We start from the raw sequence: 25,243 nt of genomic DNA, 5'->3' as shown, positions 1-25,243 counted from the left end.
CTAACATTTAAAAAGTTTACAATACTTCCTCACCACGGACGATCTTAGCCGCAAGTGCGGCGACCCCAAGGGCGTAGTCGCCGTACTTAGCGGCATAAGCCGCTACCTTCAGCTTCTCCCGCTCCTCGGTAGTATAGGTCAAATACTCGGTCAGACTGAGCTCCGTACGGTACACCTTGCTCACCTGTCCGCTCAGAGAGATAAACACCTCCTTATACTTCAGCCCGGGGTCATTGTTCCGGTTCATCGACAGCACCTGCGCCCGCTCCCTATCGGTCAGTCCCAGAAGCTCCTGCACCTGATCAAATTTGTTCTGGTATTTCGACTGGTCCAATAATATCTTACAATCGGCATTGTTGATGATCGCCTGCTTGACGATTGGCGAGGAAATGATATCCTCGATCTCCTGGGTCACCACCACCGCCTCTCCAAAGAACTTGCGCACCGTCTTGAACAGAAACCTCAGGTAATCTGCCATTCCAGCCCCAGAAATCGCCTTCCAGGCCTCCTCGATGCAGATCAGCTTGCGCACGCCCTTTAATTTCCGCATCTTGGAGATGAACAGTTCCATGATGATCAGCGTGACCACCGGAAACAATATCGGATGCGATTTGATGGTATCGATCTCAAAGACAATAAAGCGCTCATGCAACAGGTCCAAATTCTCCGAGGCGTTCAACAGATAATCGAATTCCCCGCCCTTATAATAGGGATTGAGCACATACAGGAAACTCTGCACATTAAAATCCCGCTCCTGCACCTTACCATCCTTTAGTACCTCCAGATAATCCTCCACCAAAAACTCATAAAAGGAATTAAAGCACGGAAATACCGAAGGGTTTTTCTCCAGATAGCCATAGTACAGTGTCAGCGCATTGGAGATGGCCACATATTCCGCCCTGGAATAACTTTCGTCATCCTTCTTCCACAGTGCCAACAGCAAAGTCTTGATACTTTCCTTCTTTTCTGTATCCAGCACGTCCCCAGCCGAAAGGTAAAAGGGATTGAAGCGGATCGGACTTTCCTCCGAGTAGGTGAAATAATAGCCACCCACCAATTCGCAGAGCCCCTTATAGCTATGGCCCACATCGACCACTACCACGTGGGTACCCTGCTCATAATAACTGCGCAGCATATGGTTGGTAAAAAAGCTCTTGCCCGAGCCCGAAGGCCCAATGATGAACTTGTTCCTATTGGTCGTCCAGCCCCTGGCCATCGGCTCGTCCGACAAATCCACGTGTACCGGATAGCCCGCCCCCCTTTCGGCCAGCCGCATTCCAAAGGGCGATAGCGAAGACCTATACGCTGTCTCCACGTTCAGGAAACAGCAGGCCTGCTCTGCAAAGGTGTCAAAGGTATCGTTCATCGGAAAGTCGCCAGCATTGCCCGGAATGCCCGCCCACCAGACCTGCGCTGCTCCATCGGTCTCCTGCTTGCAGACCGCATCCATCGCCGACATGCTAGATGCCACCTTGTTCCTAATCTCCGATACCTCCAGTTCACTATCCCCCCAGCACAGCACGTTAAAGTGCGCCTTTACCGGCAGCTTCTGCGTAGCCACCGCCTCGTTGAGAAAGTCGTTCACCGCATCGCGCGAAATCGCATTCTCCCTGGAATAGGCCGATAGGGACTGAAGGCGCAGTTTCCTGGCCTCCATTTTTTTCATCACCGTCCCGGTATCCTCTACAAAAAGAAACTGCGAGTAGATATGGTTACAGTCCAAAAGACCACTCAGGGGCGATGCAAACCCGATAGAATACTTGCTCTTATCAGTCGAATAGACCGCATGGTCTATCCTAGGCCCGCAATAGGCCGGAAGGTGCTCCACGTCCGAAAGCGTATACAGCTCCACTGCTTTGTCACCTACCCTAAGCCCGCCCGAAACGTGCACGTCACGGATCACCGGCTGCTGCCCTTTGCCCAACAGGAACAGATAACGCTCGATGATACCAGCCGAATTCGCCGTTCCACAGAGCTCGTCATCCGACAACCTGGACAGTCCCACCAACCCACTGTCCACTAGGATACGCTCGAACTGCCCACAAGCAGAGAGGAACGTGGCAAACAATCGCTGATCGGAACTCCTGACAGGCGCAATAGATCTGCGCAGTACACCCGAATACGAAGAGCTGGAGGCCCTGCGTCCGGCAGGCTTCTGCGTCAGAAAAATATAGCACTCATGGGCAAGGAACGGCCTTTCGTTAAAATGCCTTTCCGAGGCCCTGGACAGAACGCCGCGATAGCCATGGCCATCGCCTTCGAGTCCCAAATTAAAATCCGCCTTCACCCTATCGCGCACAAACCAGTCCATCTTATGCAGGATACTTCCAGCCGGCAATACCCTGACCGCCCGCACCAGTGTCTGGTGTAGCGCGTCGAACTGCCCGGCGTCCAGCGTCCCCGTCTCGGGCAATAAAACCCTGAAACCGATGGAAAGATCGCCCATCATCGACACCATTGCCCTGTCCTCGACCTTCCAGATCGGCATGATCTTTTCGATATCAATCATTTCCCCCCTTATATAACCCTTGATGCAAAACAGCACGACTCAATCCGGTAAATACCCGCCTGGAGCGGAAGCATACGTAACTGGGCAATCCCCGTCTGGCCAGGAACTTTTCCATCCCATGTGCCCCGAACCTTTTGGACAGCTGGCCCACCGACCAAAATAATCCACCTCCCAGTGCGAATACCGACGGCAACAAAGCATACACCGATAGTCCGGACACATAGCCCAGCGCAAACCCCACCAACAGCAGTACCAGCCCAATGGCCAGCCAGGCAATATATTGCCCCTGAAGCCCCTGAAATACCATTGGCTTATTGACACCTTTGTTAATCTGAAATACCAAACTCATACCTATAAAATTTAATTTGCAGAAAGCTTAAAGCCTAAAGCCCAAAGCAAGCCACACCTGAACACCATTGTTATATCCCGAAAAAGGACTTCAGCACCGTGGCCACGATCACCAAGAACACACAACTGCCAAACCATGCCGCTGCTACCTTATTGGTATCGGGCTCCCCCGAATTCCATTTTGAAAAGACTTTTACCGCACCGATCAGGCCCAGCACTGCACCGATAGCATACATCAGATTACATCCCGCATCAAAATAACTCCTGACCTGACTGGTCGCCTGATTGATCCCCGAGGCCCCGTCCTGCGCCATCGCCAATACCACCCCAAACTGAAGCATTCCTGCCACCAGCAGCATCTTTTTCCAATATTCCCTACAAATTCCCTTGTTATACAACATCATCCTTGTTTTGATCTTTCCCTTAATTGCGGCATCGGCCGCATTACCATTCGCAAGAAACCCGCCCAAGAAATCAATGCCATAGCCGAGAAGAACTAGCCCCAGAGCCCATCCATTTCATCCTCCGTCACAAAGAACGGCAGGTGTTCACGGATAAATTCCTCCAGCGGCAGCCTGGAGGACAGCGGTACTGGATAGCACTTGAGCACGCTGGAAATCACCGAAAGGAACTCTTCCTTTGCTGCAAGCCTGCTCTCCAGTTCCCTACAGGTCACCCTGAGCTGCTCCTGCACATCGGCCACCACTCCCAGCTGCTCCAACTGATCAGCTCCTGCAAAACCAAAATCATCGGCTCCGACCACCTTTTCCCCTTCGGCCATCACCGGTCTGCCCAGCAGGTTCTCTTCTATCCCATCAAAAACATCAGCACCGCGAGCTCCGCCATTGGCAGGCGCTCCCAAGACACTGGGCCTACCCCTAAAAAGGAATAGCCACAACAGCACATACCACAGCACAGAAAGCAGCGCCGCTGCCAGCAGGAAATCCTGCCAAGAAAAATTCTGAAACAACATATCTAAAGATTTACAATCCCACCGGCTCCATTGCCGGCGGAAGACAGAGACAAAACTGATAAGTAAAAAAAAAAGGATTACTCTAGTAGAGATAAATAAAAATATCACCAACGAAAGTCGATCGTAGCAAGGCGCTGGAAAAACCGTAATCAAAACGAACTCATTCGACAGATTTTTGGTTTCTTTCGATATTTACCTAACTTTGATGTTTTATTTTTTTAATTTGATACAATCACATGATATATCTGACCACGACCTAGTCCTCCTGCTTCGCCAGGGCAACGAAGGGGCATATACCGAGATATACAATCGTTACAAATGGTTATTGCATGCCCATGCGTACAAAAAGCTCGGTGACAGAGATGCTACGAACGATGTGATACAGGAACTTTTTACGAATCTTTGGATCAAGCGCGAAGATATCGTGTTAATGTCTACCCTTTCCGCCTATCTATATACCGCAATTCGCAACCGGGTGCTCAACATTATCGAGCATAGGGAGGTCGAGTCCAAATATATAGACTCCTTGTCCGACTTCGCTACCCAATATACCGGCGGCACCGACCATTTGGTCCGCAAAAACCAACTATCAGCTATTATCGAAAAAGAAATAGCCGCCCTTCCTCCAAAAATGAGAGAAGTATTCGAATTAAGCCGAAAATCCCACCTATCACACAAGGAAATTGCGAAAAAACTACAAATTTCAGAGGAGACGGTAAAAAAACAAATGAAAAATGCCCTAAAAGAACTCAGAAATCGATTAGGACCATTACTTTATCTGATTTTACTATCTAAACTTTAATATTTTTTATTGCAACTATATTTTTTTTGAGAAATATTTTTGTTTCTCCTAACCCCTGCACCCCTGGCTTCCTGTCTTGGTTATATTAGATATGAAAAGATTCATACTTTATGCCGAAACAAGATATAACCAATTTACTGAAGCGATACAACGCCGGAGAATGTACCGATGAGGAAAGAGACCTCATCGAGAGCTGGTATCTTCAGTACCAACCTTTCGAAGGCAGAGACTTGTCGGCGAAGGAACGTGAAAAAGATCTGGAAAACATATGGGCTGTCCTACCGATTAACCGGCGACCGGCAATGCGCCTAAAACTTATTTACCGCATAGCAGCAGCGATTGCTTTTATCTGTCTTTCCGTAGGCATCTACTATTCCGTACATCGACCTGAGGATCAATTGGAAGTGATAGAAATGCTAGGTAATCGCTTGCAGCCGGGCAGTGATAAGGCAGTGCTTACCTTGAGTAATGGAAAGCAGATTGTGCTCACCGGGGCAACTAATGGTAAACTGGCAGATGAGCAACAGTCGGCAGTAGTTAAAACAACCGATGGTACAGTGAGCTATGCGGCCCGAACGGCGGCGATAAAGGCGATGCCCGTATACAATATGCTTTCTACGCCCGCTGGCGGCACCTATCGTATAATCTTATCGGACGGCACGATTGCATGGCTTGATGCGGCATCGTCCATACGCTACCCCGTTGTCTTCCAGGGAGATGAACGAAGGGTAGAAATTACTGGGCAAGTATATTTCGAAGTATCGCACATGGCATCTAAACCATTTAGGGTAAATAGCAAAAACCAAGTAGTTGAGGTATTGGGTACGCACTTCAACATCAATTCATATGAAGACGAAAATACCGTCACAACCACTTTATTACAAGGTAGCGTCAAAGTCTCCAAGGGTGCAAATGCCGCACTACTTAAACCCGGCCAAGAGGCCGCAACAGAAAACGGCAGCAAAACCATTAAGGTAAATCCGGGGGACACGGAAACCGCAGTAGCATGGCAAAAGGGACTTTTTAGGTTCAAAAGGGCTGATCTCCCGACGGTAATGAGGCAGTTTGCACGCTGGTATGACGTCGAAGTTGTCTATGAAGAGGGTATACCACCGGTAGCTATTACCGGCAAATTAGAACGGAGAGCCAATGCGTCCCAAGTACTCAAGATCATCAATGGACTAGGTATAAAGTTTAAAACCGAGGGACGGAAGATCATCATCATAAAGCAATAAAGACAAACAACCGATAAACCATTCACTAAACAAACAAGAAAATGACCTACTATTTACGACAACGATCTTAGCAGCAAGTCGGGTTACCATAAAAAACCGCAACTGTGTTGGAGCACAGCTACGGCAAGTTTTTGGATTAACCCTTCCCGGTAAACGGGATAAACAAATTGGAACTGAGTTTAATGTATTAATCCAAACATCACAAATGTAATGAAATTTCAAGCTAATTTGACAGCCAAGCCATTGGCTGGCTCAAATCTCAAACAATTCTTCAGAATTATGAAGCTGTCAACATTATTCCTTCTCGTTGGGCTGCTGCAGGTCAGTGCAAAAAGTTTCAGCCAGGTGACGCTTTCCGAGAAAAATTCCCCATTGGAAAACGTTTTGCTTAAAATAGAAAAGCAAACAGGATATAATTTTATATACGATGAAGACAAGCTAAAAATCCCCAGTATTACCGTAAAGGTTACCAATGTATCGATTGAAAAAGCGCTTGACGCGTGCTTTGCGGACCTTCCTGCCACCTACTCCATTGTCGGTAACAATATTATTTTGAAACCGGTGCCCCCGTCTGTCCTTCGGGTTATCAAAAGATTTTTCGTATCGACCGTTCAGGTTAGGGGCCTGGTAACAGACACGTTAGGCAACCCACTTAGCCGGGCGACGATATTTTTTGCCAAAAGAGCTGGTGGACGTCCCAATGCGGCAACTTCTGTTACAAACGAGAAGGGACTTTTTAATCTGGATGCTGAGGTCGGTGATGAGATCGGCGTGTCTTTTATAGGATTTAAAACCGTAACATTTACAGTTACAGCCGACATGCCCTTTCAAACAATCGTATTACACAGTGATGTGGCACAATTAGTCGAGGTCAAGATCCAGACAGGCTATCAAACCCTTTCAAAGGAACGCGCCACTGGCTCGTTCTCAAAACCCGACATGAGAGTCATCACCAACAGGTCTAGCACGCTCGACCTAATCAACCGGCTAGAGGGACAGGTGCCAGAGCTTCTGCTCAAGCCAATGGGCATTGGCAATTATACCAATGATAGGACTACAGGAGCTAGAACACGAAGCGCTGTCATACGTGGGGAAAGCAGCATCAATTTAAATACACAGCCACTATATGTGGTTAACGGCGTCATCGTGTCCGATTTCAGTGCGATTAACCTGGACGATATTACTGACATTACGGTATTGAAAGATGCCGCTGCGGCGGCCATCTGGGGGGCGCAGGCATCCAACGGGGTTATAGTTGTTGTAACCAAATCGGGAAGCCGCAATCAGGCGCTAAATATATCATATAATGGCTTTATTAACCTGGACGGTAAACCTGACTTTGATTACGCACGCGGGAGGTATTTGACCAGCGGACAGTATATCGACGTCTCCAAGCAATTGTTCGACCCATTGAACTATCCCTACAGTTCGATCAATAGCCCCTATAATTATACGCCAATTTCTCCGAGTCAGCAGGTGCTATATGACCAGGAACAGGGAACCATATCCCCTGCAATGGCCAAGGCCAAGCTGGACAGCATTGCCTCCATGGACAACACGAACCAGGTAAAAGATTTATGGTTCCGTAACGCCTATACCACCAATCACACCATCTCACTATCAGGGGGAGCCCGTACATACTCCGTATATGGCTCCTTGGGGTACGCTAACGCTATAGCTTCGACGATAGGCGAAAATAGTACATCCTACAAAATCAACCTAACCCAAACATTTAATCCAAATGAACGGTTTTTGTTTTCTTTGAACACGCAGTTGGCAAACAACATCAGATCTTCGAGGGGCAATTTCTCACCAGGAGCGGACGTTCTTCCATATCAGTTGTTCAGGGACCAAAACGGCAACAATATCAACATGCCGTTTCTTTCTGGCTGGACGGCCGATGTGATCAAGAACTATTCTGACCTAAGCCAGATCGACATGGGTACCTACCAGCTGTTTGACGAGTTGAATTACACCAACAGTAAAACAAATTCCTATGCGATAAACCTGGTCGGGAATGCAACGGTTAATATCTGGAAAGGGCTCCAATACTTGGGTACCTATGGGTATGCTGTATCCCCTACCAATATGTTGTTTACACAGGACAATAGATCCTACGCTTACCGCAGACAGCTGCTCAACAATACATTTGCAGGAGATCCACCCAGCTATCTGATACCTGTAGAGGGTGAATTTTACAACTCATCAGACAACAACCAGCGTCGTTGGACTGTCCGCAACCAACTTGCTTATAACTTTTCGGGGCGTGGTGGCAATGACCTGCTCTCTTTACAGATCGGACAGGAGGCGAATGAAAATTTCAGCAAAATAAGTCAGCGTTCCATTTACGGTTATGACCCCCAGTTACAAACCTATCCGTTAATTGATTACCAGACCTTAAACAACGGCGTATTTGGTACCATAGGCGGATACGGTGGATATCTGCAGAGGCCTTTCTCTGAGGAAGAGAACATGTATCGCTACAGTTCCTATTTTGCATTGGCAAGCTACACGCTTAATCAGAAATATAGCATCGATGCAAGTTGGAGAACTGATCATAGCAACCTATTTGGGAGCGATATATCCGCCCAAAACAAACCGGCGTTCAGTGCAGGTATCAAGTGGAACCTTAAAAATGAGGGGTTCATTTCGACTATAAAATGGCTCGATGCATTGGCACTGCGTGCAACATATGGCGTAACCGGCAATTCACCTTATGTTGGTGCGGCAACGTTTTACGATGTTCTATATGCAGAAAGATTGAGCAATTACAGCTACCCGGTCATTGGAGGTCCCGCCTATCAACTGGCGACCGCAAAGAACGCCAAGCTCAGCTGGGAAGCGACCCGTACGACTAACCTTGGCGTTGATTTTGCGATACTTCAATCACGCCTCAATGGCTCTATCGAATACTATCACAAAAACACTACCGACCTGTTGGGCAACTCTCCGGTCAATTATTTCACCGGGGCGACCTCCTCTACGGCCAATATCGGCAAGCTGGTCAACAATGGCATCAGTTTGACCCTCAATAGTGTCAACTTAAAGACCAACGATTTCAGTTGGCAAAGCAGCTTTTTACTGGGCCATAACAAGAATAAAATCGTAGAATACCAAATTCCCTCAAGTTACGAGAATGCTCCTTTTTTCAAATTGAGTGGTTCCAATGTAATAGGATACCCCCGTAATTCGCTTTTTGCATTTAAGTATGCCGGATTGGATAACAGAGGATATCCTCAGGTCTATCTGAAAGATGGCACAATCACCTCAGCGCCAGACAAGCCAACCGGGGACGACCTTGTATACATGGGCACTACCGTTCCAAAAGTAAATGGCGGCATAGTTAATAATTTCAGATACAAACAGTTCCAGCTTTCGGTCAATATGTACTATAGCCTGGGGGCGGTAATGCGTAGAGACGTGAATCAGTTCTATTCTGGCATGATTACGGCAAACAACAATCTTGGAGGGAATCTAAATGTTGAATTTTTGCAAAGATGGCAAACGCCCGGAGATGAAAAAAACACCAATATTCCGGGCTACCTATCCGTAGACGATTATACCAACCGCAGTATACCATTTTATACTTCTGCAGACATCAATGTGGTGAGCGCCTCCTACCTCAAGTTGAACGAAGTTGCCTTAAGTTATGAACTTGCACCCAAATTACTACGATGGCTGAAAATACAAAGCGCTTCCTTGAGGTTACAGGTAAACAATATTATGCTATGGAAGGCAAACAAATATGGTATCAATCCAGAATTTCAGGAGGTAGCCGCTGGTATTCGCTCAATACCTGTTAACCAACGTACCCTTACCATGGGTACTAGCATTAATTTCTAAACATAATATAAAAGACGATGAAATTACATAAATATGTAACAGTAGCTACCATTACATTTCTGTCGGTTGTTTTGTGCGGATGCAAAAAAAGCTTTCTTGAAATAGTTCCAAAAGGAAATATTGTAGCAGTAACGTATGACGACTATGACAAATTAATGAATGGGTCAAACTTTTATGTACTCGGTACTGGCGGTGCAGGTATCTACCAGCCTGCAGCGCTAATGGGTGCAGAAGTTTCGGCCGAACAATACGCCTATAATTTTCTGGGTACAGGCTACCCAGGCGCTCGTGCCTTGTTTCAATGGGAAGCAAATATCTTTCCCGAAACCGATCCGCCAACTGATGCGGATGCCAGCAAACCCCAGTTTATGTCGGTATTGCTGAAAAACATCTATATCCTCAATAAAATCATAAACGATGTTTCGGGTTCAGCGGGGGGAACTGAACAACAAAAATTACGCCTCCGTTCTGAAGCCATGGCCCAGCGGGCATTTACCAATTTTCAGCTGGTAAACTACTTTACAAAACCATATAATCCGGCCTCTGCCAGCACCGACCCTGGCTTCCCTGTAATCAAAACTTCGGATATAACAGTTAAAACGTTCGACCGGGGTACTGTGCAGCAATCTTATGATTTTATGATCAGTGATCTTACCCAGGCCATCGCCAATCTGCCTGTTGACCCTGTAATGAAAACGCGTGTGTCCAGAGGAGCTGCCGAGGCAATCCTTGGAAAGATCTACCTTTTTATGGGCAGATATAACGACGCAATCACCATGCTGAACAGGGCATTTGCCGACATGGCCTCTATGAAGACTCCTCCAAAGTTATATGATTACAATATCGAGTTGGCTCCGGGGGGATCATTTTTACCTATAGATCCACTATATGGGCCTAACTCTCCATTCACCAACGCCAGCGATGTCAAGGAATCAATGTGGGCTGTATTTACCTATGCCGGAACCTATAACGGTTTTCAGTTTCCTACTAATTTTTTAACAATCCCATCGAAAACAATTGCCTTGTTCTCGCCAAACGACTGGCGCTTGAAATTTTACACTGATATCCAGCCTGATATGACCACTCCAATACCAGGTGGCAGATTACAACGTAATAACCTAAAGTACATAAGGATAGGCGTTGAGTTGCCAGATCTGATCCTTTTAAAGGCGGAAGCGGAAGCCCGTAACGGGAACATAAGTGCCGCACTAGCTGATCTTAATATACTTAGGTCTAACAGGATAGTACCTGCTGAGGCTACAGTTCCCGCCAGTGCCCAAGTGGACAATGCCTCACTTGTGAGGTTTATCATTGAAGAAAGGATCCGAGAGTTTGCCGCAGAGGGACATCATTGGTTCGATATGAGGCGACTGTCAACCGATCCAATTTTTTCGGGCCAGCCCGCGGCGCAGCATTTCCTATACACAGATGACACAAATGCAACTACTTACACACTTACTCCCAACAGGCTTACCTTGCGCCTGCCGCCGAGCTACGTAAACCAGAATCCAGGCATGGTAAATAACCCATAGCTTAATTTGACCTTTAATATCCACCGGAATGGCCAGAAAACCATTCCGGATGGAACAACTATACACTAAAATTACAAAAACTTGAAACAGAGCATCGTAAAAATAGAAAACCTTTCGCATCGGTATAGCCGCGACTGGGCCATTCGCGATATTAACTTCGAAATAGACAAAACGGGTATTGTGGGCTTACTGGGATCAAACGGTGCAGGAAAATCAACCACTATGAATATTTTATGCGGCGTGCTTAACCAAACCGAGGGCAGTGTCCATATCGATGGCATCGATATGAGGCAACAGCCCGAAGCCGCTAAAAAATTATTAGGATTTCTGCCGCAAAACGCACCCCTTCATCTGGAGCTAACTGTCCAAGAATACCTCACTTATTGCGCCGAATTACGCGATATAGATAAGTACGCGATAAAGCAGGCTGTCGCCGATGTGATGGCCAAATGCGGAGTTAACCATTTTGCCAACAGGTTGTTGCGTAACCTTTCTGGTGGTTATAGACAACGGGTGGGAATTGCCCAGGCTATCATACACCAACCTAAACTGGTGGTACTAGATGAGCCGACCAACGGACTTGACCCCAACCAGATATTGGAGGTCCGAAAGCTGATCAGGGAGATTGCCGAGGAACGGGCCGTCATATTTTCATCGCACATCCTCTCTGAAGTCCAGGCCATATGCCAGGAAATCAAGATGATCGAGAACGGGCGCATGGTCTTTGCGGACACAATGGACGCCTTTAACAATTACCTCATGCCCGATACGCTGTTGACAGTTATGGACAACCCGCCATCAATGGAGGAACTAAATGCCATACCGGGGATAACCAGTGTAGATGTACTGAACAATGGACGCATGAGGTTCAGATTCAATGCATCAACAGACATTTCAAAAAAAATAGTGGAAATGAGCGTTAAACAGGGATGGGAGTTAAAAGAGATCATGCTGGAGAAAAGCTCCCTCGATGAAGTATTTGCACAATTATCTAACAAACACCAAGAACATAGCAGATGAGAAAAATATTCAAAATAGCAAGGTTAGAACTCAGCATCATGTTTTATTCGCCTGTGGCGTGGCTGGTACTGACCATCTTCATGATTCAATGTGGCATCACATTTTTAGATACCCTGCAGGGTACGCGTACACTAATATCCCTGGGCTATCAGGCCCAACCGATAACCTCCGCACTTTTCATCGGCCAATCGGGTCTGTTTACGACAATGCAGGGTTATCTATACTTGTACCTGCCTATTTTAACAATGGGTCTGATGAGCCGTGAGACCAGTAGCGGATCCATTAAACTTCTGTTGTCGTCGCCGGTGAAGCTCAACGAAATAATCCTGGGAAAGTACCTGGCCATCATAATATATGGTCTTCTCCTTATCGGAGTGTTAACACTATACGCGATAACAGGTAGCATCTTTGTATCACATGCTGATGTAGGGATAATCTGTTCGGGCTTGATTGGTCTATATCTGCTCATCTGTACTTATGCCGCCATAGGACTGTTTATGTCTTGCCTTACCACTTATCAGGTAGTAGCAGCCATCAGCACATTGGCATTGTTCACCATAATGCGCTATGTGGGCACCCTTGGACAGGAGTATGACTTCATACGAGATATTACTTACTTTCTTTCTATATCAGGCCGTACTGAAAACATGCTATCTGGACTGATCACTACCAAGGATGTATTCTATTATCTCATCATCATTTCTTCTTTCCTAATGCTTTGCCTATTGCGCTTAAAAGCAGAACGTGAGCTAAGGTCTGCAACAGTCAAAGCTGGCCGTTACGCCGTACTTGTATTAGTTGCCCTCATGCTGGGATACATTACATCGCGCCCTTCAATTACTGGATACCTAGACGTTACCAGTGGCAAATCCCTTACCATCGCAAAGACAAGCCAGGAAATCGCTAAAAAAATAAAAGGTCCCTTAAAGGTAACCACCTACGCAAATTTGCTTGCACCGAACCTGTGGCACGTATTGCCCCAATCCAGAAACACCGATTTGGCGCGGATGGAAAGCTACAGACGCTTTATACCAGGCATGCAGATGGATTACGTCTATTATTATCAGAAACCTATTGACACGAATTACCATCAATTTAAATATAGTCCTGACCTAAAAGGGGTTAATGATATTGATAAGATTGCAGACCAAGTAGCCAGTTCGCTGGGCGTTCGCCGAGAACTATTTATATCTCCCACAGAATTAAAGAAACGAATCGATCTGACCGACGAGGGCTTTCTGCTGTTGAGAAAACTCGAATACAACGGCAAAAGTACTTATCTACGTTTTTTTGTGCGTGAGCTGGACCCCTATGCAAGCGAGGCTGAAACGAACGCCGCTTTAAAAAGACTTATCTCCCCAGCACCCCGTGTGGTTTTTGTTACCGGGAACGGTGAAAGGGAAACCGATAGCCAGGCAGACGGTAGTTATCAGAATATAAGCACCCTGAAGATACGTCGCAAAGCTTTGGTAAATCAGGGCTTTGATGTCGATACGCTGAACCTGCATAAACAGGCCATTCCCGCTAATACCGATATTTTGGTCATCGGTGATCCCACCGTGCCGTTCAACGAAGACCAGATGAAAAAGATCTTAGCCTACATTAGCAGAGGTGGAAATATGTTGATTACCACCGAACCGGGAAGACAGCAAATTATCAATCCAGTACTGCTTCAGCTTGGTATACAGTTGAAGCAAGGTATCATAGTTGAACCTGGCAAAGCGGTAACACCAGGTTATATCGATGCGCAATTAAGTGAGCAAGCTGCTGCAATAGATCCGAACCTAGCCCGTATGCAAAAAGACAAGCTACCGGTAAGCATACAAAATGCCGCGCCGATTACTCTTATCCCATCGAGTGGATTTCGGGCAACACCACTTTTGATGAGTGCAGCTGGCAGCTGGAACAAGGTGTCTGCTTCAGGTATTAATGAGAAGGGGGTCGGACAGTCCAACCTAGGCCCACTTGACCTTTCGACCGCGAATCTTAGCTTCAATGCAGAGCAGGGGGATGAAAAGGGAGTTTTTCCGATCAGTGTAGCGCTCACCAGGACATTAAAAGGCAAACAGCAGCGCATCGTCGTATCGGGGGATGCCGACTTCATTAGTAATGGCGAATTTTCACGCGAAAGAAGTGTATTTAATGAACTTTATCTGCATGGTATTTTTCGATGGTTCAGCGACGGCACCTATCCGAGCTACGTTAATCGTCCGCCTGCTAAAGACATAGAAATCACTATAACCAAGGAGCAGATAACAGGCCTGATGTGGCTTTATCGGGGCATCATTCCCTCCATTATCATCACCATAGGCGCTACTGTATTGATCAGGAGAAGGAGGAAATGATTCTTTAGATCATAAAAGTGGGCACTTCGAAAACAAAACTGAGAACCAAACAACCAAGACATTATAATCCAAAATTCATGAACATTAAAAAAATTATCGCAACAGCTCTACTGCTGATTGCATTTTACCAAGGCTGGGCTCAGCTGATACCCTTGGACCCAAATGTACGTACTGGGAAGCTGTCCAATGGCTTTACGTATTACATTCGGCATAATGAGGAGCCCAAAAACCGGGTAGTATTTTATCTGGTTAACAAAGTGGGGTCGGTATTAGAGGACGACGACCAGCAGGGCCTCGCCCACTTTATGGAACACATGAGCTTTAACGGGACCAAAAATTTCCCAAAAAACCAATTGGTAGACTATCTTCAAAAAGCGGGAGTTCGTTTTGGTGCCGATCTGAATGCCTCTACCAGTTTTGACGAAACCATTTATCAACTGCCCGTGCCCTCCGATAAGCCGGAGATTGTTCAGCTTGGCTTGCAGATTATGCGCGACTGGGCCCAGGATGCTATCCTCGACTCTACCGAGATTGAAAAGGAACGAGGCATAGTAATGGAAGAAATGCGACTTGGAAAAGGCGCAGCCGATAGGCTTCGAACCAAGTATTTTCCTATTATCGTAAACAAATCGATATATGCTAGCCGGTTACCCATCGGTATACCAAACGTAATAACCAAATTCAAGCCCAGTGCGATACAGCGTTTCTACCATGACTGGTACCGTCCCAACCTTCAGGCCCTAATCGTTGTGGGCGATATCGATGTAGATGCGATCGAAAGGAATATTAAGGATAAGTTCTCTGATCTGAAAAATCCAGATAAGGAAAAACCAAGACCGGCATACGAAATACCGCTTACTGGCATGAATCAATTTATTGCCATGACAGACCCTGAAGTGACCGCAACTTCTGCAGAACTGATCATAAAGCAACCAAAATTGGATCTGCATACCGTTGAAAATTACCGACAATCTATAGCAAGGGAATTAATCAACATCATGATAGGCGACAGGTACTCTGAGGTGCAACGACAGCCCAACCCTCCGTATCTAAACGCAGGTGCTGCAATAGGTGGCTTTATAGCTAACTTAGACAACTATTCTCTAACGGTAACAGCAAAACCAGGCGAGTTGGAAAATGGATTTAAAGCAGCGTGGAGGATAAATGAACAGGCTAGGCGCTATGGCTTTACCGCCACCGAACTTGAACGTGCAAAAACGGTGTACTTTAGCCAGATAAACGCTTCATGGAAAGAGAAAAGCAAAACAAGTTCCGAAGGTTATGTAAATGAATATGTACAGCATTTTCTGAAGGGTACAGCGGCACCAGGCATAGACTTTGAATACGCATTGGTCAAGGACCTGCTCCCAACACTAAGCGTTGATGAGTTAAACACCTCTTTTAAAAAAATGATTAAAACTGGTGACAGGGACATACTAATCACCGCTCCAGAAAAAGACAAAACACTATTGCCGACCCAAAAGGCTTTTATGAGCTGGATAGCAGCTGTTGAAAAAGAGAAATTAACGGCCTACCATGAAGAAGTGTCAACAAAAAACTTACTTGATAAAGCCCCTGTTGCCGGAAAAATCAGTAAAACAGAATATAATAAAGCACTGAATATAACTACTATGATCTTAAGTAATGGCGTTAAAGTATTGCTCAAACCAACTGATTTCAGAAATGACGAGATTATATTTACTGGGGTATCAGAAGGGGGAACCTCGCTTTACAGCGACGCAGATTTCAGGTCGGCCGAAGCGGCCAACCTTATCCCCTCCTTTGGCGCAGGTAATTATGATGATGCAGCCATATCGAAATACCTTGCAGGTAAACAGTTCAGCGTCCGTCCAGTGGTAAACGAGCGGCAGCAGGGCATCAATGGCAGCAGCACCGTGGAAGACCTGGAACAGGCACTGCAACTGATGTATGCCTATTTTACCCAGCCCCGTAAAGACACGGTTCTTTTCAACAATTTTATGGCCCGCTCAAAGGCAGCACTGGCCAATGCGCAGCGCGATCCTACGAAGGCCTTCAATGATACCGTTAGTGCAGTCTTGAGCAACTACAACGTGCGCCGAGCCCCGCAAACTATCGCCACAATTGACCAGATAGACCTGGACAAGGCATTCAAGATCTATCAAGAACGCTTCTCCGATGCCTCCGGTTTTACCTTTGTCTTTACCGGCAGCATCGACACCAATGCCATCAAGCCACTCTTGGAGCGTTATATCGCCAGCCTGCCCGCACTTGATAAAAAAGAACAGGCTAGAGACCTGAACCTAGAAATCCCAGCTGGGAAGATCACCAAGGCCGTTCACAGGGGAACTGAGGATAAGGCTTCCGTCCTATTGGTGCTTTCGGGCCCGTTCGACTATTCCTTCGAGAACGAACTGAAAATGGATGCCCTAAAGGAAAATATCCAGATCCGTCTGTTAGAACGCCTGAGGGAGGACGAAGGCGGAGTTTATTCTCCCAGGGTCGGGGTCGCTACGACCAAACTGCCACACGGACGGTTCAGCCTGACCATCTCGTTCGGCTGCGCCCCGCAGAATGTAGAAAACCTGATCGCATCAGCAATGGACGAAATCAGCAAAATCAGGACATCGGGGCCCTCACAGGTCAACCTGGAAAAGTTCAAGGCGGAGACACAGCGATCCATCGAACTTCAGCTAAAATCGAATAACTTCTGGCACAATTATGTTGTCGAACAGCTTCTGAACAGCGAACCACTTGAAGCTATCGGCCAGTACAACTATATTTTGGGTAAGATGACCGTCGCTGATGTACAAGAAACAGCAAATAAATATTTGAGCGATAAAAACTTTATAAGAATAGTGCTATTGCCTAATGGAAAGGCTCAAAAAGGATCAAAAAAATAACCTTCAAATTTTGGGAGGTCTATAAGTATTACAACAAAAATCTAAATACTGAAAAGGCAAGATATCCAAAAGAGTCTTGCCTTTTTTTAAATTGTTCCAATGAACCTCCCTATCATAATCCACGTAAGGTTTAATTGCTGCATAAAATCCCCAACTTCCTATTACTTTCATACCGCAGCAAATTAAGGCTCACAACAGCAAACGGGAGGATGGTCAACAGCTGCGATATTATTCTTTATTAGTGATATGGCTTTTGTGCTTGGCTCCCCAGTCGGATAAAGCCGTAATGATATCCCTTAAAGATCTGCTATAGTCGGTAGGCATATATTCTATGATCACTGGAATACTTTCGGCAAATACAGTACGTTTTACCAAAAGGTTCTCTTCCAATTTTTTCAGCTCATTGGACAGCACTTTGGCTGAAATCCCTTTGATAGAACGTTGGATATCATTGAAGCGAGTATGTCCGCCCAAAGTAGCAATCATTACACGTATTGTCCACCTGCCCCCAAGAACATATATTGCATCTTCGGTGGCTGACAACCGCTGTGCGCATTGTTGCATTGAAAATTCTAATTTACTTGATGTCATTTTTTGCTTCACTTCCAATTGGTACTTACCCAAAGGTTACTACTTACATTCAGGTAACTACTTACATTTAGAAAGCTAATATAGTTAGTTTTGCACTATAAATTTTAAACTTTTAAAAATGAAACAGAAAAATCAGGAACAAGAAAAAAACAACATCATGAAAGCGGGTAATGCCACAAAAATCATCTATTACGCCACTACCGGAATTATTTCTATGATGATGGTATTTATCGGTTTTCGAACACTGTCAAATCCGGAAGTAAAGGTGGGAATGCAGCAATTAGGTTTTTCGGCAGATTTTTTTAGGGTAGAACTGGGCATTACCAAACTTATCGGTGCGTTATTGCTATGGCTGCCTATCCGTTTGTTGAAAGAATTTGCCTACTTTGGCTTTGCCATCACGTTCGGTTCTGCAGCGTTGGCCCACCTCTGTGCCGGCGACCCTGCAAGCAAAACTATGGTTGCAATCGTTTTCCTGATCATCCTAATTGTATCATACATTAGCAGCTATAAACTTCAAGCCAAAAAGTAATGTAAAACATGGCACAGAAACGATTGCCACTAGTTTCGTCACCCACCAAGCAGCGCATTAGCCAACAGACCATTAGAAACAAACTATTGGCAGGAATACATCTCTACTCCACGGAAGCCCCCAATCAGGGAAGGCTTCCGTGATGGTCAACCCTAAAGAAGGATACAGCCTATCGCTCACTTTTCAAAAAACTGATGGCGACAACAGCAATCGTTTCAGTACGTTTGACCATCCGTTTAAAAAAATCAACCTGCCCGCGCATCTCGTAAATAAGAAAAAACTGGTTTTCAGCTAATTACCTTAAATTAAGAATGCAAATTATTTGGAATCATCAGGAATAAACTCCTATTTTTACTAAACGTTCAAATCAGCTCTCATGAAATTTACAAAAAATACGCTTCACTATCTACTTGTCCTGATCTTAGCGAATGTTCACGGACAAAGAGTTTTCGCACAGCAAACCTACAATATCTATTTCGGTAATGTCCATGCCCACACATCCTATTCAGATGGCACAAAGGACAGTCTGAAAAGCGGCGTCAAGACACCCGCAGATGCCTACAGGTATGCAAAACAAACCAAACATCTGGACTTCTTGGGCATTTCCGAACACAACCATCGCCAGGCAGGAATGAAACTGCCTACCAACTACGCCATGGGGATCCAACAGGCGAGGGAAGCCACCGAAGATGGAAAATTCGTAGCCCTTTACGGCATGGAGTACGGGGTCATCAAAAATGGAGGACACGTGCTGATCTATGGCATCGATAAGCTGATCGGTTGGGAAAAAGGCAACTATGAAATCTACAATCCCCAAACTGATTATAGCTCCCTATTCCAACTCGTCGCATCCAGTCCAAATACATTCGCGACCCTGGCCCATCCAGAACCTACACATTTCAATGACCTTAAAAACAGACCTTATCAGCTTATAGCAGATAAGGCAGTAACAGGGGTTTCCATTGCGACTGGGCAATTTGATTCCAAACTAACGGACTATTCGGTAAGACGCCCACTAACCTTTTACAACTACTACACCACCCTACTTTCCAAAGGCTATATAGTGGGACCGACAATGGATCATGACAACCATAATACTACCTTTGGTAGGCATACATCCTCAAGAACTGCAGTACTTGCGAAGTCATTGACCAAAGAGGACATCATCGACGCCTATAGGGCCAACCGCTTTTATGCCACACAGGATTGGAACACCAAGGTATACTTTACCATCAACGATCAGCCCATGGGCAGTTATCTAAAAGGGGCTTCAAGTCTTAAGATCAGCGTGGCCGTGTCCGATGAAGATCCCAATGACCATATTAAAAGCATAGAAGTTTTCTATGGCGAGGCGGGACAAGGAGTATCTCCAAAAAAACTGGCCGTTTCACAATCGGACACCCTCGAGTATAACTTCACCGTTGCGCCAGGAAAAGCCTACTATTTATTCGTCAAAATCACCCAACAGGACGGCGACCAGATCATCACTTCACCCATTTGGGCAAAAAACTAATTTTAAATGCAAACTATCCCTGCCCTGGACAACTTTGCCATTGGTAAGGTTCCCGAAAACCCACTTGAAAAAATCGCTATCAGCCTCTCTGGTGGAGGCTATCGTGCAGCCAGCTTCCACTTAGGGGGACTGGCCTACCTCCAATATTTACACTACCAGGGAAAGCCGCTGTTGGAAAACGTAGAAATGATCTCTACAGTCTCCGGAGGTACAATCACCGGAGTAGTATATGCACTAATGAAACAGAACGGCAGTTCGTTCGAAACCTGCTATCATTTTCTGATGGACAAACTGGAAACGATTGACCTGGTTGCTACCGGCATTGAAAAACTTAACCCAGACAACCACCTGAAAAACAAATACAAAGCCAAAAACCTGATCAACGCATTTGCCGAGCAGTACGACGAGCACTTCACCCTAGGCGCAACCTTGGCAGACTTTTCCACGATGAAAAGCAATCTGAAGACTGTAGTGTTCAACGCCACCGAATTTACCAACGCCATCAATTTTAGGTTCAGGAACCCCGACCGCTATCTACGTACTGGCAACGACGCCTTCAGAGTAGCCACGGCGGTAGCCAAAGAGATCAAACTGTCGGACATCATTGCCTCTTCCTCCTGTTTTCCCGGAGGATTTGAACCCCTCCTTTGGCCAGACGACTATATCCATGACGATTCACCGTTACTGAAGGCGCTCAAAGATAAAAATGACCAAAAAAATATCCATGTCACAGGTATCATGGATGGAGGCATCTATGACAATCAGGGAGTAGAAAGCATCTTGATGTACAAAAATGGTATGGAACGTCCCTATTTTGATCTGATCATCGTATCTGACGTAGCCTCGCCCGACATGAACGCCTACAGACCACTTGAAGAGCGGCCCAAGAAGAACAACTGGAAATCCCTCACACTTAACCAAATGGCGGACAGAACAAGAAACTTTTTGAGAAAGGTCGACAACATCCTATTAACTACATTTTTTCTTTCTGCGCTGATTCCATCATTCTGGTGCTACGGCAACAACATCTTCACTGGATTTTCCGTGACCCTTTCGATATTAACGGGCCTACTTTTTCTGACTAAAAAGGCTCTGTTCAAAAAAAGCCTACAACAATATGAAAAAATGAAGTCGAATGCCTTTGCCCTTATAGATCCTTTCTATTTCAAGAAACTGTCGAAATTAAAGATAGGAGAACTTTCCTACCACCGGCTTGAACCCCTTGTTGCCAACAGGGCAATGTCACTGCTGACCCTATTATCGGTAGTTTTCCTGAAGGTCGTCCGAAGACTGAATTACAAAAGGCTCTATGAACATCCCAATTATAGCTTCAGACGTTCTACCTCACTAATCGGCGAACTCACCGAAAAGACATGGATATCCCGACATAAAGATGGAGACTACGCCTTTGAGATCGGCGACAAGATTAAAAAAATCGTAGAAACGGCCGCCGGATTTGGTACAACCCTCTGGTTCACCGACGAGGAAAAACTGGAAAAAATGCTCGAAATGCTAGTCATCACCGGACAGGTGACCATGTGTTACAATATCAAAGCCTATCTGGAAGAACTGACCGCCCCAAAAAAACAGGGAAGGGAGCCAAATGGCTTCCAAGATCTTCCCCCTGCCACACAACATGCACTTTTGACAACACTTGCCACTTGCCAACAGCACTGGAATGAATTCAGGGCAAACCCCGACTTCCTATCAACACAATTGAAGTCCAACAAAACGTAGGTGATCTGATCCTATTTAGGCATCCGTACCAAACTAGGTACGGATGCCTTCTATTCTTGAAATACACTACATCCCTTCACTCCTGTCAATATAATCTGAGAGCATTTCCTGCATCAATAAGATAAAATGCAGTTTCTCCATCCGTTTACGTCGTTTGATCTCCCGTAGCCTATTGGCAGGAATGCCAATCTCCAGCCCAAAAGAACTTTCCAACCAGCGAAAAATATCTGCCAGGGAAGCCTTTCCACCTCCGATCTGTCCTGAAACCCATAGCGCATAACCAAGCTCCACCATATTGATCACCTCCCCTGTCCAGTCCAATACCTTGGTAGCACCCGAACTAACAACAGCTCCAGCACCGTCAACAACCGAGGGATTTCTGCTGCCCATATCCAGCTTATCCATTTCCGAAATGATCAAATCCTGCAGACGCTCATACGCTAAAAACTTTGCAAAAAGGTAATCTCCAGAGGTACAGAAATTCCCGTCAAGCTCCGGCACCTCCATCACAAACACCGGGGACACCTCCGCCCCACGCACAAACAGCAGCTCATCCAGTTCGGTCATCCCAGAACGGAAATATTGGTAATGGAAGGCATGCTGCCCAAAGAAGCGGCAGATAAAACGCAGCTCCTCACTATAATACGAGCGAAGCTGCTCAGCGGTCCCCTTCGGCCTCCCATTCATCAGCGTAAACCAGCCCGCCAGATAAATCTTCATCGCATAATACTCCGGCTTTTCGAACTTAAAAAAATAGATCTCCTCCATCCTATCGCCAAAGCCCAACAACAACCTTTCAGACCTGGCAAACTCCAGAAACTCCACCACCAGGGGCATCGCCCCATTAAAACGTTCCACCAGAGACAAACCCTCATTGCCCAACAAACCATCCACTTCATTGCGCAGCTCACGGAAAGCCACCTTTACCGTCTTTCTTCTCATAAAAAAAATTAAAGTAACGCCCGCATGGCACCAGTTGACTGGTCAAGAACTCACACACCAAAGCGGGACACAGGTAAAGCTATCTACATAAGCGATCAGATCTAAGCCCGCAAAATAGAATCAACCGCCCACAAAAAACATGGCGTAAACACGCCATTCTCACAAATGGCGAGCAATCACTACTCTCATATATACATATGTTCTAGAAAAATACAATGATAATTATTACCAGAAAAACGTTCCAAATTATTGAAATGCTTAACTTTGATCACAAGCAAACAATCTAAATGAACCATATCTTTCTCACCATCCTACTTTCCCTACTTTTTGTCATCCTATTATTTATGATTACAAAACTGGAACAGCTAAACAAAAAGCTTGAAGGAAAACTTAATAAAGAAACAGAGCACGCCACGCTCAACAAAATCTCAAACTGGCATATCTATCTGCTGCTTGCACTTGCAGCCATTGCCATAGGATTCGCATTTTATTCGCCTTATTTCTTCACAGATAAAGTTGAAGCCAAAGAATTTGACACAACCACAGGACAGATAGGTGACACTATCGGTGGACTAATGAACCCATATATTGCCCTTGCAGGTGTTATCGTCACCGGCCTCGCCTTCCTCATGCAGTATGAAGCCAACAAGCAACAACGAAAACTTTTCCTGATCGAACAAGAAGAAAACACCAAACAACTCCAACAACAAATCAATAGGCAGGACAAGGAACGCAGAATCCAGCAGTTTGAGTCTCAGTTCTATGAAATGATCCGCCTACACCGTGAAAATGTTTCTGAAATGGAAATATCCGGCTACGACTTTGAAGAACAACCCGGTGGCAAACAACCTATGACAAAATTTTACACAGTTACTAAAGGGAGAAAAGTGTTTGTTACCATGAAAACCGAACTAGAAGCTATCATCACAGGTTATAAAGTGCTACATACTCTAGATTCAACCGGTTATGAGCGTTGCTACGATCTTTTTTTTTCAGGATGGGATCAATACCAGAAAAAATATAGTAAATCTGCTGAATTTGAAAGACATATCAGACTGGCTAGCCTCACACACCAGTCACCACACACATTTAAAATCTATAAGAACTATGAAAGGAAAGATAGGATGGTGGGATTAAAGCTTAACTTCAACTACAAACCATTCTCCGGCCACGCTTCAAGGCTTGGGCACTACTTCCGCCATCTCTATTTAACCGTAAAACTAGTAGTCAATAGTGAAGCACTTAAGAATGATAATCAAAAAATCCATTATTTACGTATCCTACGAGCCCAACTTTCTAACCACGAACAGATTCTACTGTTCTATAACTGGCTATCCGGCCACGGAAAAACTTGGGAGAATGGCTCCCAACACTTCTTTACCAAGTACAACATGATCCATAATCTGTGGTACAACGAACTAATAAAAGATCCTTTTATCGACGCTAAAGTTGACGAAATACGTAAGATTGCCAAATCATTTGGCAACAATGATGTATATGAAATAGATTAATTATCTATCTTTTAGAATAAACGAAAGTCCTCTTCTTTGTAGGATGCGGCTCAATTTTAATCTTACCTTCTTGTCTTTTTAAAGCATTTGATATAGAAGTACCCAAATACTCCCAACCATGTTTCTCGAAAAATAATTTGATTTCATTAATTTCCTTTGGCTTTTCGATGAAATCTGCAACTAACAAAATGTTATTTATAGCATAAGTTAGGTTTGGTCGTTTATTCAATATAATTAGATAGGATGTTTTATTTTTGTGAACTTCCCTAATAATTTCGCTAAAGTTGTGCGGTACTATTAGTTTAGAATCAGCCAAATTATCAATCGAGATATTAAAGAATGATGATATTACTGATAATAAATCAATACTTATATTTGTTGCTCCCGCTTCGATGCTAGCGAGTGTTCTTTTAGAAATGTCTATTAGAGATGAAAAATCATGTTGTGATATTCCTAAAGCCTCTCTCAAACTCTTAACATTTCTTCCAAAAACTGTTCTGTCAAATCGATTCATGAATCAAATTGACGGCAACAAATTATTTACTTTAGTGCAATAACTTTCTTTTTAATAAACAATTATTCTTATATTCGTTTTATAATTAAGGTATTAGTAAGAGTCTCGGCTACCAAATTCTGACAAATAAACAGCCAACGAGACAATAGATTAATGCCTGTGGCAATATTTTGCGTATTTTCGTACGCACTATAGAGTCACGGGCTCTATTGTAAATCCGTTGGCAAGGTCGTCAGAAGCCTGGTAGAGCGGTGTATAGAGCCCGCTATAGTGTACCATATAGTCGTAGACTCGTATCACCAAATACGAGCATGGAACGAACCAAAACATCGGTTTTTACACAACAACATTGCCACCAAGGCACTGCACTACCCGCTGTCTGCAAATTCCATGGCCAAAAACCAAACCAATCCT

The 25,243-nt window shown here is 45.1% G+C and carries 18 protein-coding genes; 11 read left to right on the top strand and 7 right to left on the bottom strand.

All coding sequences use genetic code 11. The features are described 5' to 3' along the window. Positions 1-16: 16 nt before the first annotated feature. The 4 genes from ACY2A0_RS15645 to ACY2A0_RS15630 all read right to left on the bottom strand — a co-directional run bounded on the left by ACY2A0_RS15645 (position 17) and on the right by ACY2A0_RS15630 (position 3,830). Positions 17-2,509 carry a TraG family conjugative transposon ATPase gene (locus ACY2A0_RS15645; protein ID WP_461791653.1) on the bottom strand — a complete coding sequence of 831 codons (2,493 nt, stop codon included), beginning with the start codon at positions 2,507-2,509 and terminating at the stop codon, positions 17-19. Next, positions 2,502-2,858 (bottom strand): DUF4133 domain-containing protein, encoded by a 357-nt coding sequence (locus tag ACY2A0_RS15640; protein ID WP_461791652.1) that lies wholly within the window; start codon positions 2,856-2,858, stop codon positions 2,502-2,504. The genes ACY2A0_RS15645 and ACY2A0_RS15640 overlap by 8 nt, the downstream gene beginning before the upstream one ends. 70 nt (positions 2,859-2,928) lie before the next feature. After that, positions 2,929-3,216: a DUF4134 domain-containing protein gene (locus ACY2A0_RS15635; protein ID WP_461791756.1), complete on the bottom strand. Its 288-nt coding sequence runs from the start codon at positions 3,214-3,216 to the stop codon at positions 2,929-2,931. A 137-nt stretch (positions 3,217-3,353) separates the two neighbouring features. After that, the gene (locus ACY2A0_RS15630) at positions 3,354-3,830 is read right to left on the bottom strand and encodes a hypothetical protein (protein WP_461791651.1); all 477 of its coding nucleotides are present in this window, start codon (positions 3,828-3,830) and stop codon (positions 3,354-3,356) included. 205 nt (positions 3,831-4,035) lie between these two features. Here ACY2A0_RS15630 and ACY2A0_RS15625 point away from each other — a divergent pair, with 205 nt between their 5' ends. The 7 genes from ACY2A0_RS15625 to ACY2A0_RS15595 all read left to right on the top strand — a co-directional run bounded on the left by ACY2A0_RS15625 (position 4,036) and on the right by ACY2A0_RS15595 (position 17,489). Then, on the top strand, positions 4,036-4,632 hold the full coding sequence (locus ACY2A0_RS15625; protein ID WP_461791650.1) for an RNA polymerase sigma factor: 597 nt from the start codon (positions 4,036-4,038) through the stop codon (positions 4,630-4,632). A gap of 110 nt (positions 4,633-4,742) precedes the next feature. Beyond that, on the top strand, positions 4,743-5,867 hold the full coding sequence (locus tag ACY2A0_RS15620) for a FecR family protein (protein WP_461791649.1): 1,125 nt from the start codon (positions 4,743-4,745) through the stop codon (positions 5,865-5,867). A gap of 372 nt (positions 5,868-6,239) precedes the next feature. After that, on the top strand, positions 6,240-9,710 hold the full coding sequence (locus ACY2A0_RS15615; RefSeq protein ID WP_461791648.1) for a SusC/RagA family TonB-linked outer membrane protein: 3,471 nt from the start codon (positions 6,240-6,242) through the stop codon (positions 9,708-9,710). A gap of 17 nt (positions 9,711-9,727) precedes the next feature. After that, positions 9,728-11,242, top strand: coding sequence for a RagB/SusD family nutrient uptake outer membrane protein (locus ACY2A0_RS15610; RefSeq protein ID WP_461791647.1), 1,515 nt, complete (start codon positions 9,728-9,730; stop codon positions 11,240-11,242). Between the two features lie 81 nt (positions 11,243-11,323). Then, positions 11,324-12,262 (top strand): ABC transporter ATP-binding protein, encoded by a 939-nt coding sequence (locus ACY2A0_RS15605; RefSeq protein ID WP_461791646.1) that lies wholly within the window; start codon positions 11,324-11,326, stop codon positions 12,260-12,262. Further along, positions 12,259-14,607 carry a Gldg family protein gene (locus ACY2A0_RS15600; RefSeq protein WP_461791645.1) on the top strand — a complete coding sequence of 783 codons (2,349 nt, stop codon included), beginning with the start codon at positions 12,259-12,261 and terminating at the stop codon, positions 14,605-14,607. Before ACY2A0_RS15605 ends, ACY2A0_RS15600 begins: the two co-directional genes overlap by 4 nt. 77 nt (positions 14,608-14,684) lie before the next feature. After that, complete coding sequence (locus ACY2A0_RS15595) at positions 14,685-17,489, top strand: M16 family metallopeptidase (protein ID WP_461791644.1); 2,805 nt, start codon at positions 14,685-14,687, stop codon at positions 17,487-17,489. Positions 17,490-17,717: 228 nt separating this feature from the next. Here the strand turns inward: ACY2A0_RS15595 and ACY2A0_RS15590 are convergent, their stop codons facing one another. Further along, positions 17,718-18,080: a winged helix-turn-helix transcriptional regulator gene (locus ACY2A0_RS15590; RefSeq protein ID WP_461791643.1), complete on the bottom strand. Its 363-nt coding sequence runs from the start codon at positions 18,078-18,080 to the stop codon at positions 17,718-17,720. A gap of 118 nt (positions 18,081-18,198) precedes the next feature. Here ACY2A0_RS15590 and ACY2A0_RS15585 point away from each other — a divergent pair, with 118 nt between their 5' ends. From ACY2A0_RS15585 to ACY2A0_RS15575, 3 genes are all read left to right on the top strand, one after another. Next, positions 18,199-18,612, top strand: a complete 414-nt coding sequence (locus tag ACY2A0_RS15585) for a DoxX family protein (RefSeq protein ID WP_461791642.1) — start codon at positions 18,199-18,201, stop codon at positions 18,610-18,612. Positions 18,613-18,988: 376 nt separating this feature from the next. Further along, positions 18,989-20,125, top strand: coding sequence for a CehA/McbA family metallohydrolase (locus tag ACY2A0_RS15580; RefSeq protein ID WP_461791641.1), 1,137 nt, complete (start codon positions 18,989-18,991; stop codon positions 20,123-20,125). 6 nt (positions 20,126-20,131) lie between these two features. Further along, a complete protein-coding gene (locus tag ACY2A0_RS15575) occupies positions 20,132-21,862 on the top strand; it encodes a patatin-like phospholipase family protein (RefSeq protein WP_461791640.1) in 1,731 nt (576 codons plus the stop codon). 66 nt (positions 21,863-21,928) lie between these two features. Here ACY2A0_RS15575 and ACY2A0_RS15570 read toward each other — a convergent pair whose 3' ends face one another. After that, positions 21,929-22,804, bottom strand: a complete 876-nt coding sequence (locus ACY2A0_RS15570; RefSeq protein ID WP_461791639.1) for an RteC domain-containing protein — start codon at positions 22,802-22,804, stop codon at positions 21,929-21,931. A gap of 344 nt (positions 22,805-23,148) precedes the next feature. Between ACY2A0_RS15570 and ACY2A0_RS15565 the strand changes: the two genes are divergently transcribed. Continuing rightward, complete coding sequence (locus ACY2A0_RS15565; protein ID WP_461791638.1) at positions 23,149-24,315, top strand: putative phage abortive infection protein; 1,167 nt, start codon at positions 23,149-23,151, stop codon at positions 24,313-24,315. Positions 24,316-24,319: 4 nt separating this feature from the next. On the opposite strand, the gene ACY2A0_RS15560 is transcribed toward ACY2A0_RS15565, so the two are convergent. Then, positions 24,320-24,829 (bottom strand): helix-turn-helix domain-containing protein, encoded by a 510-nt coding sequence (locus tag ACY2A0_RS15560; RefSeq protein WP_461791637.1) that lies wholly within the window; start codon positions 24,827-24,829, stop codon positions 24,320-24,322. Positions 24,830-25,243 lie beyond the last annotated feature (414 nt).

It is taken from the genome of Pedobacter sp. (genome assembly GCF_965249885.1).
GTDB lineage: Bacteria > Bacteroidota > Bacteroidia > Sphingobacteriales > Sphingobacteriaceae > Pedobacter.
The sequence above is the reverse complement of the archived record's forward strand: the minus strand, read 5'-3'. Positions and strand labels throughout refer to the sequence as shown.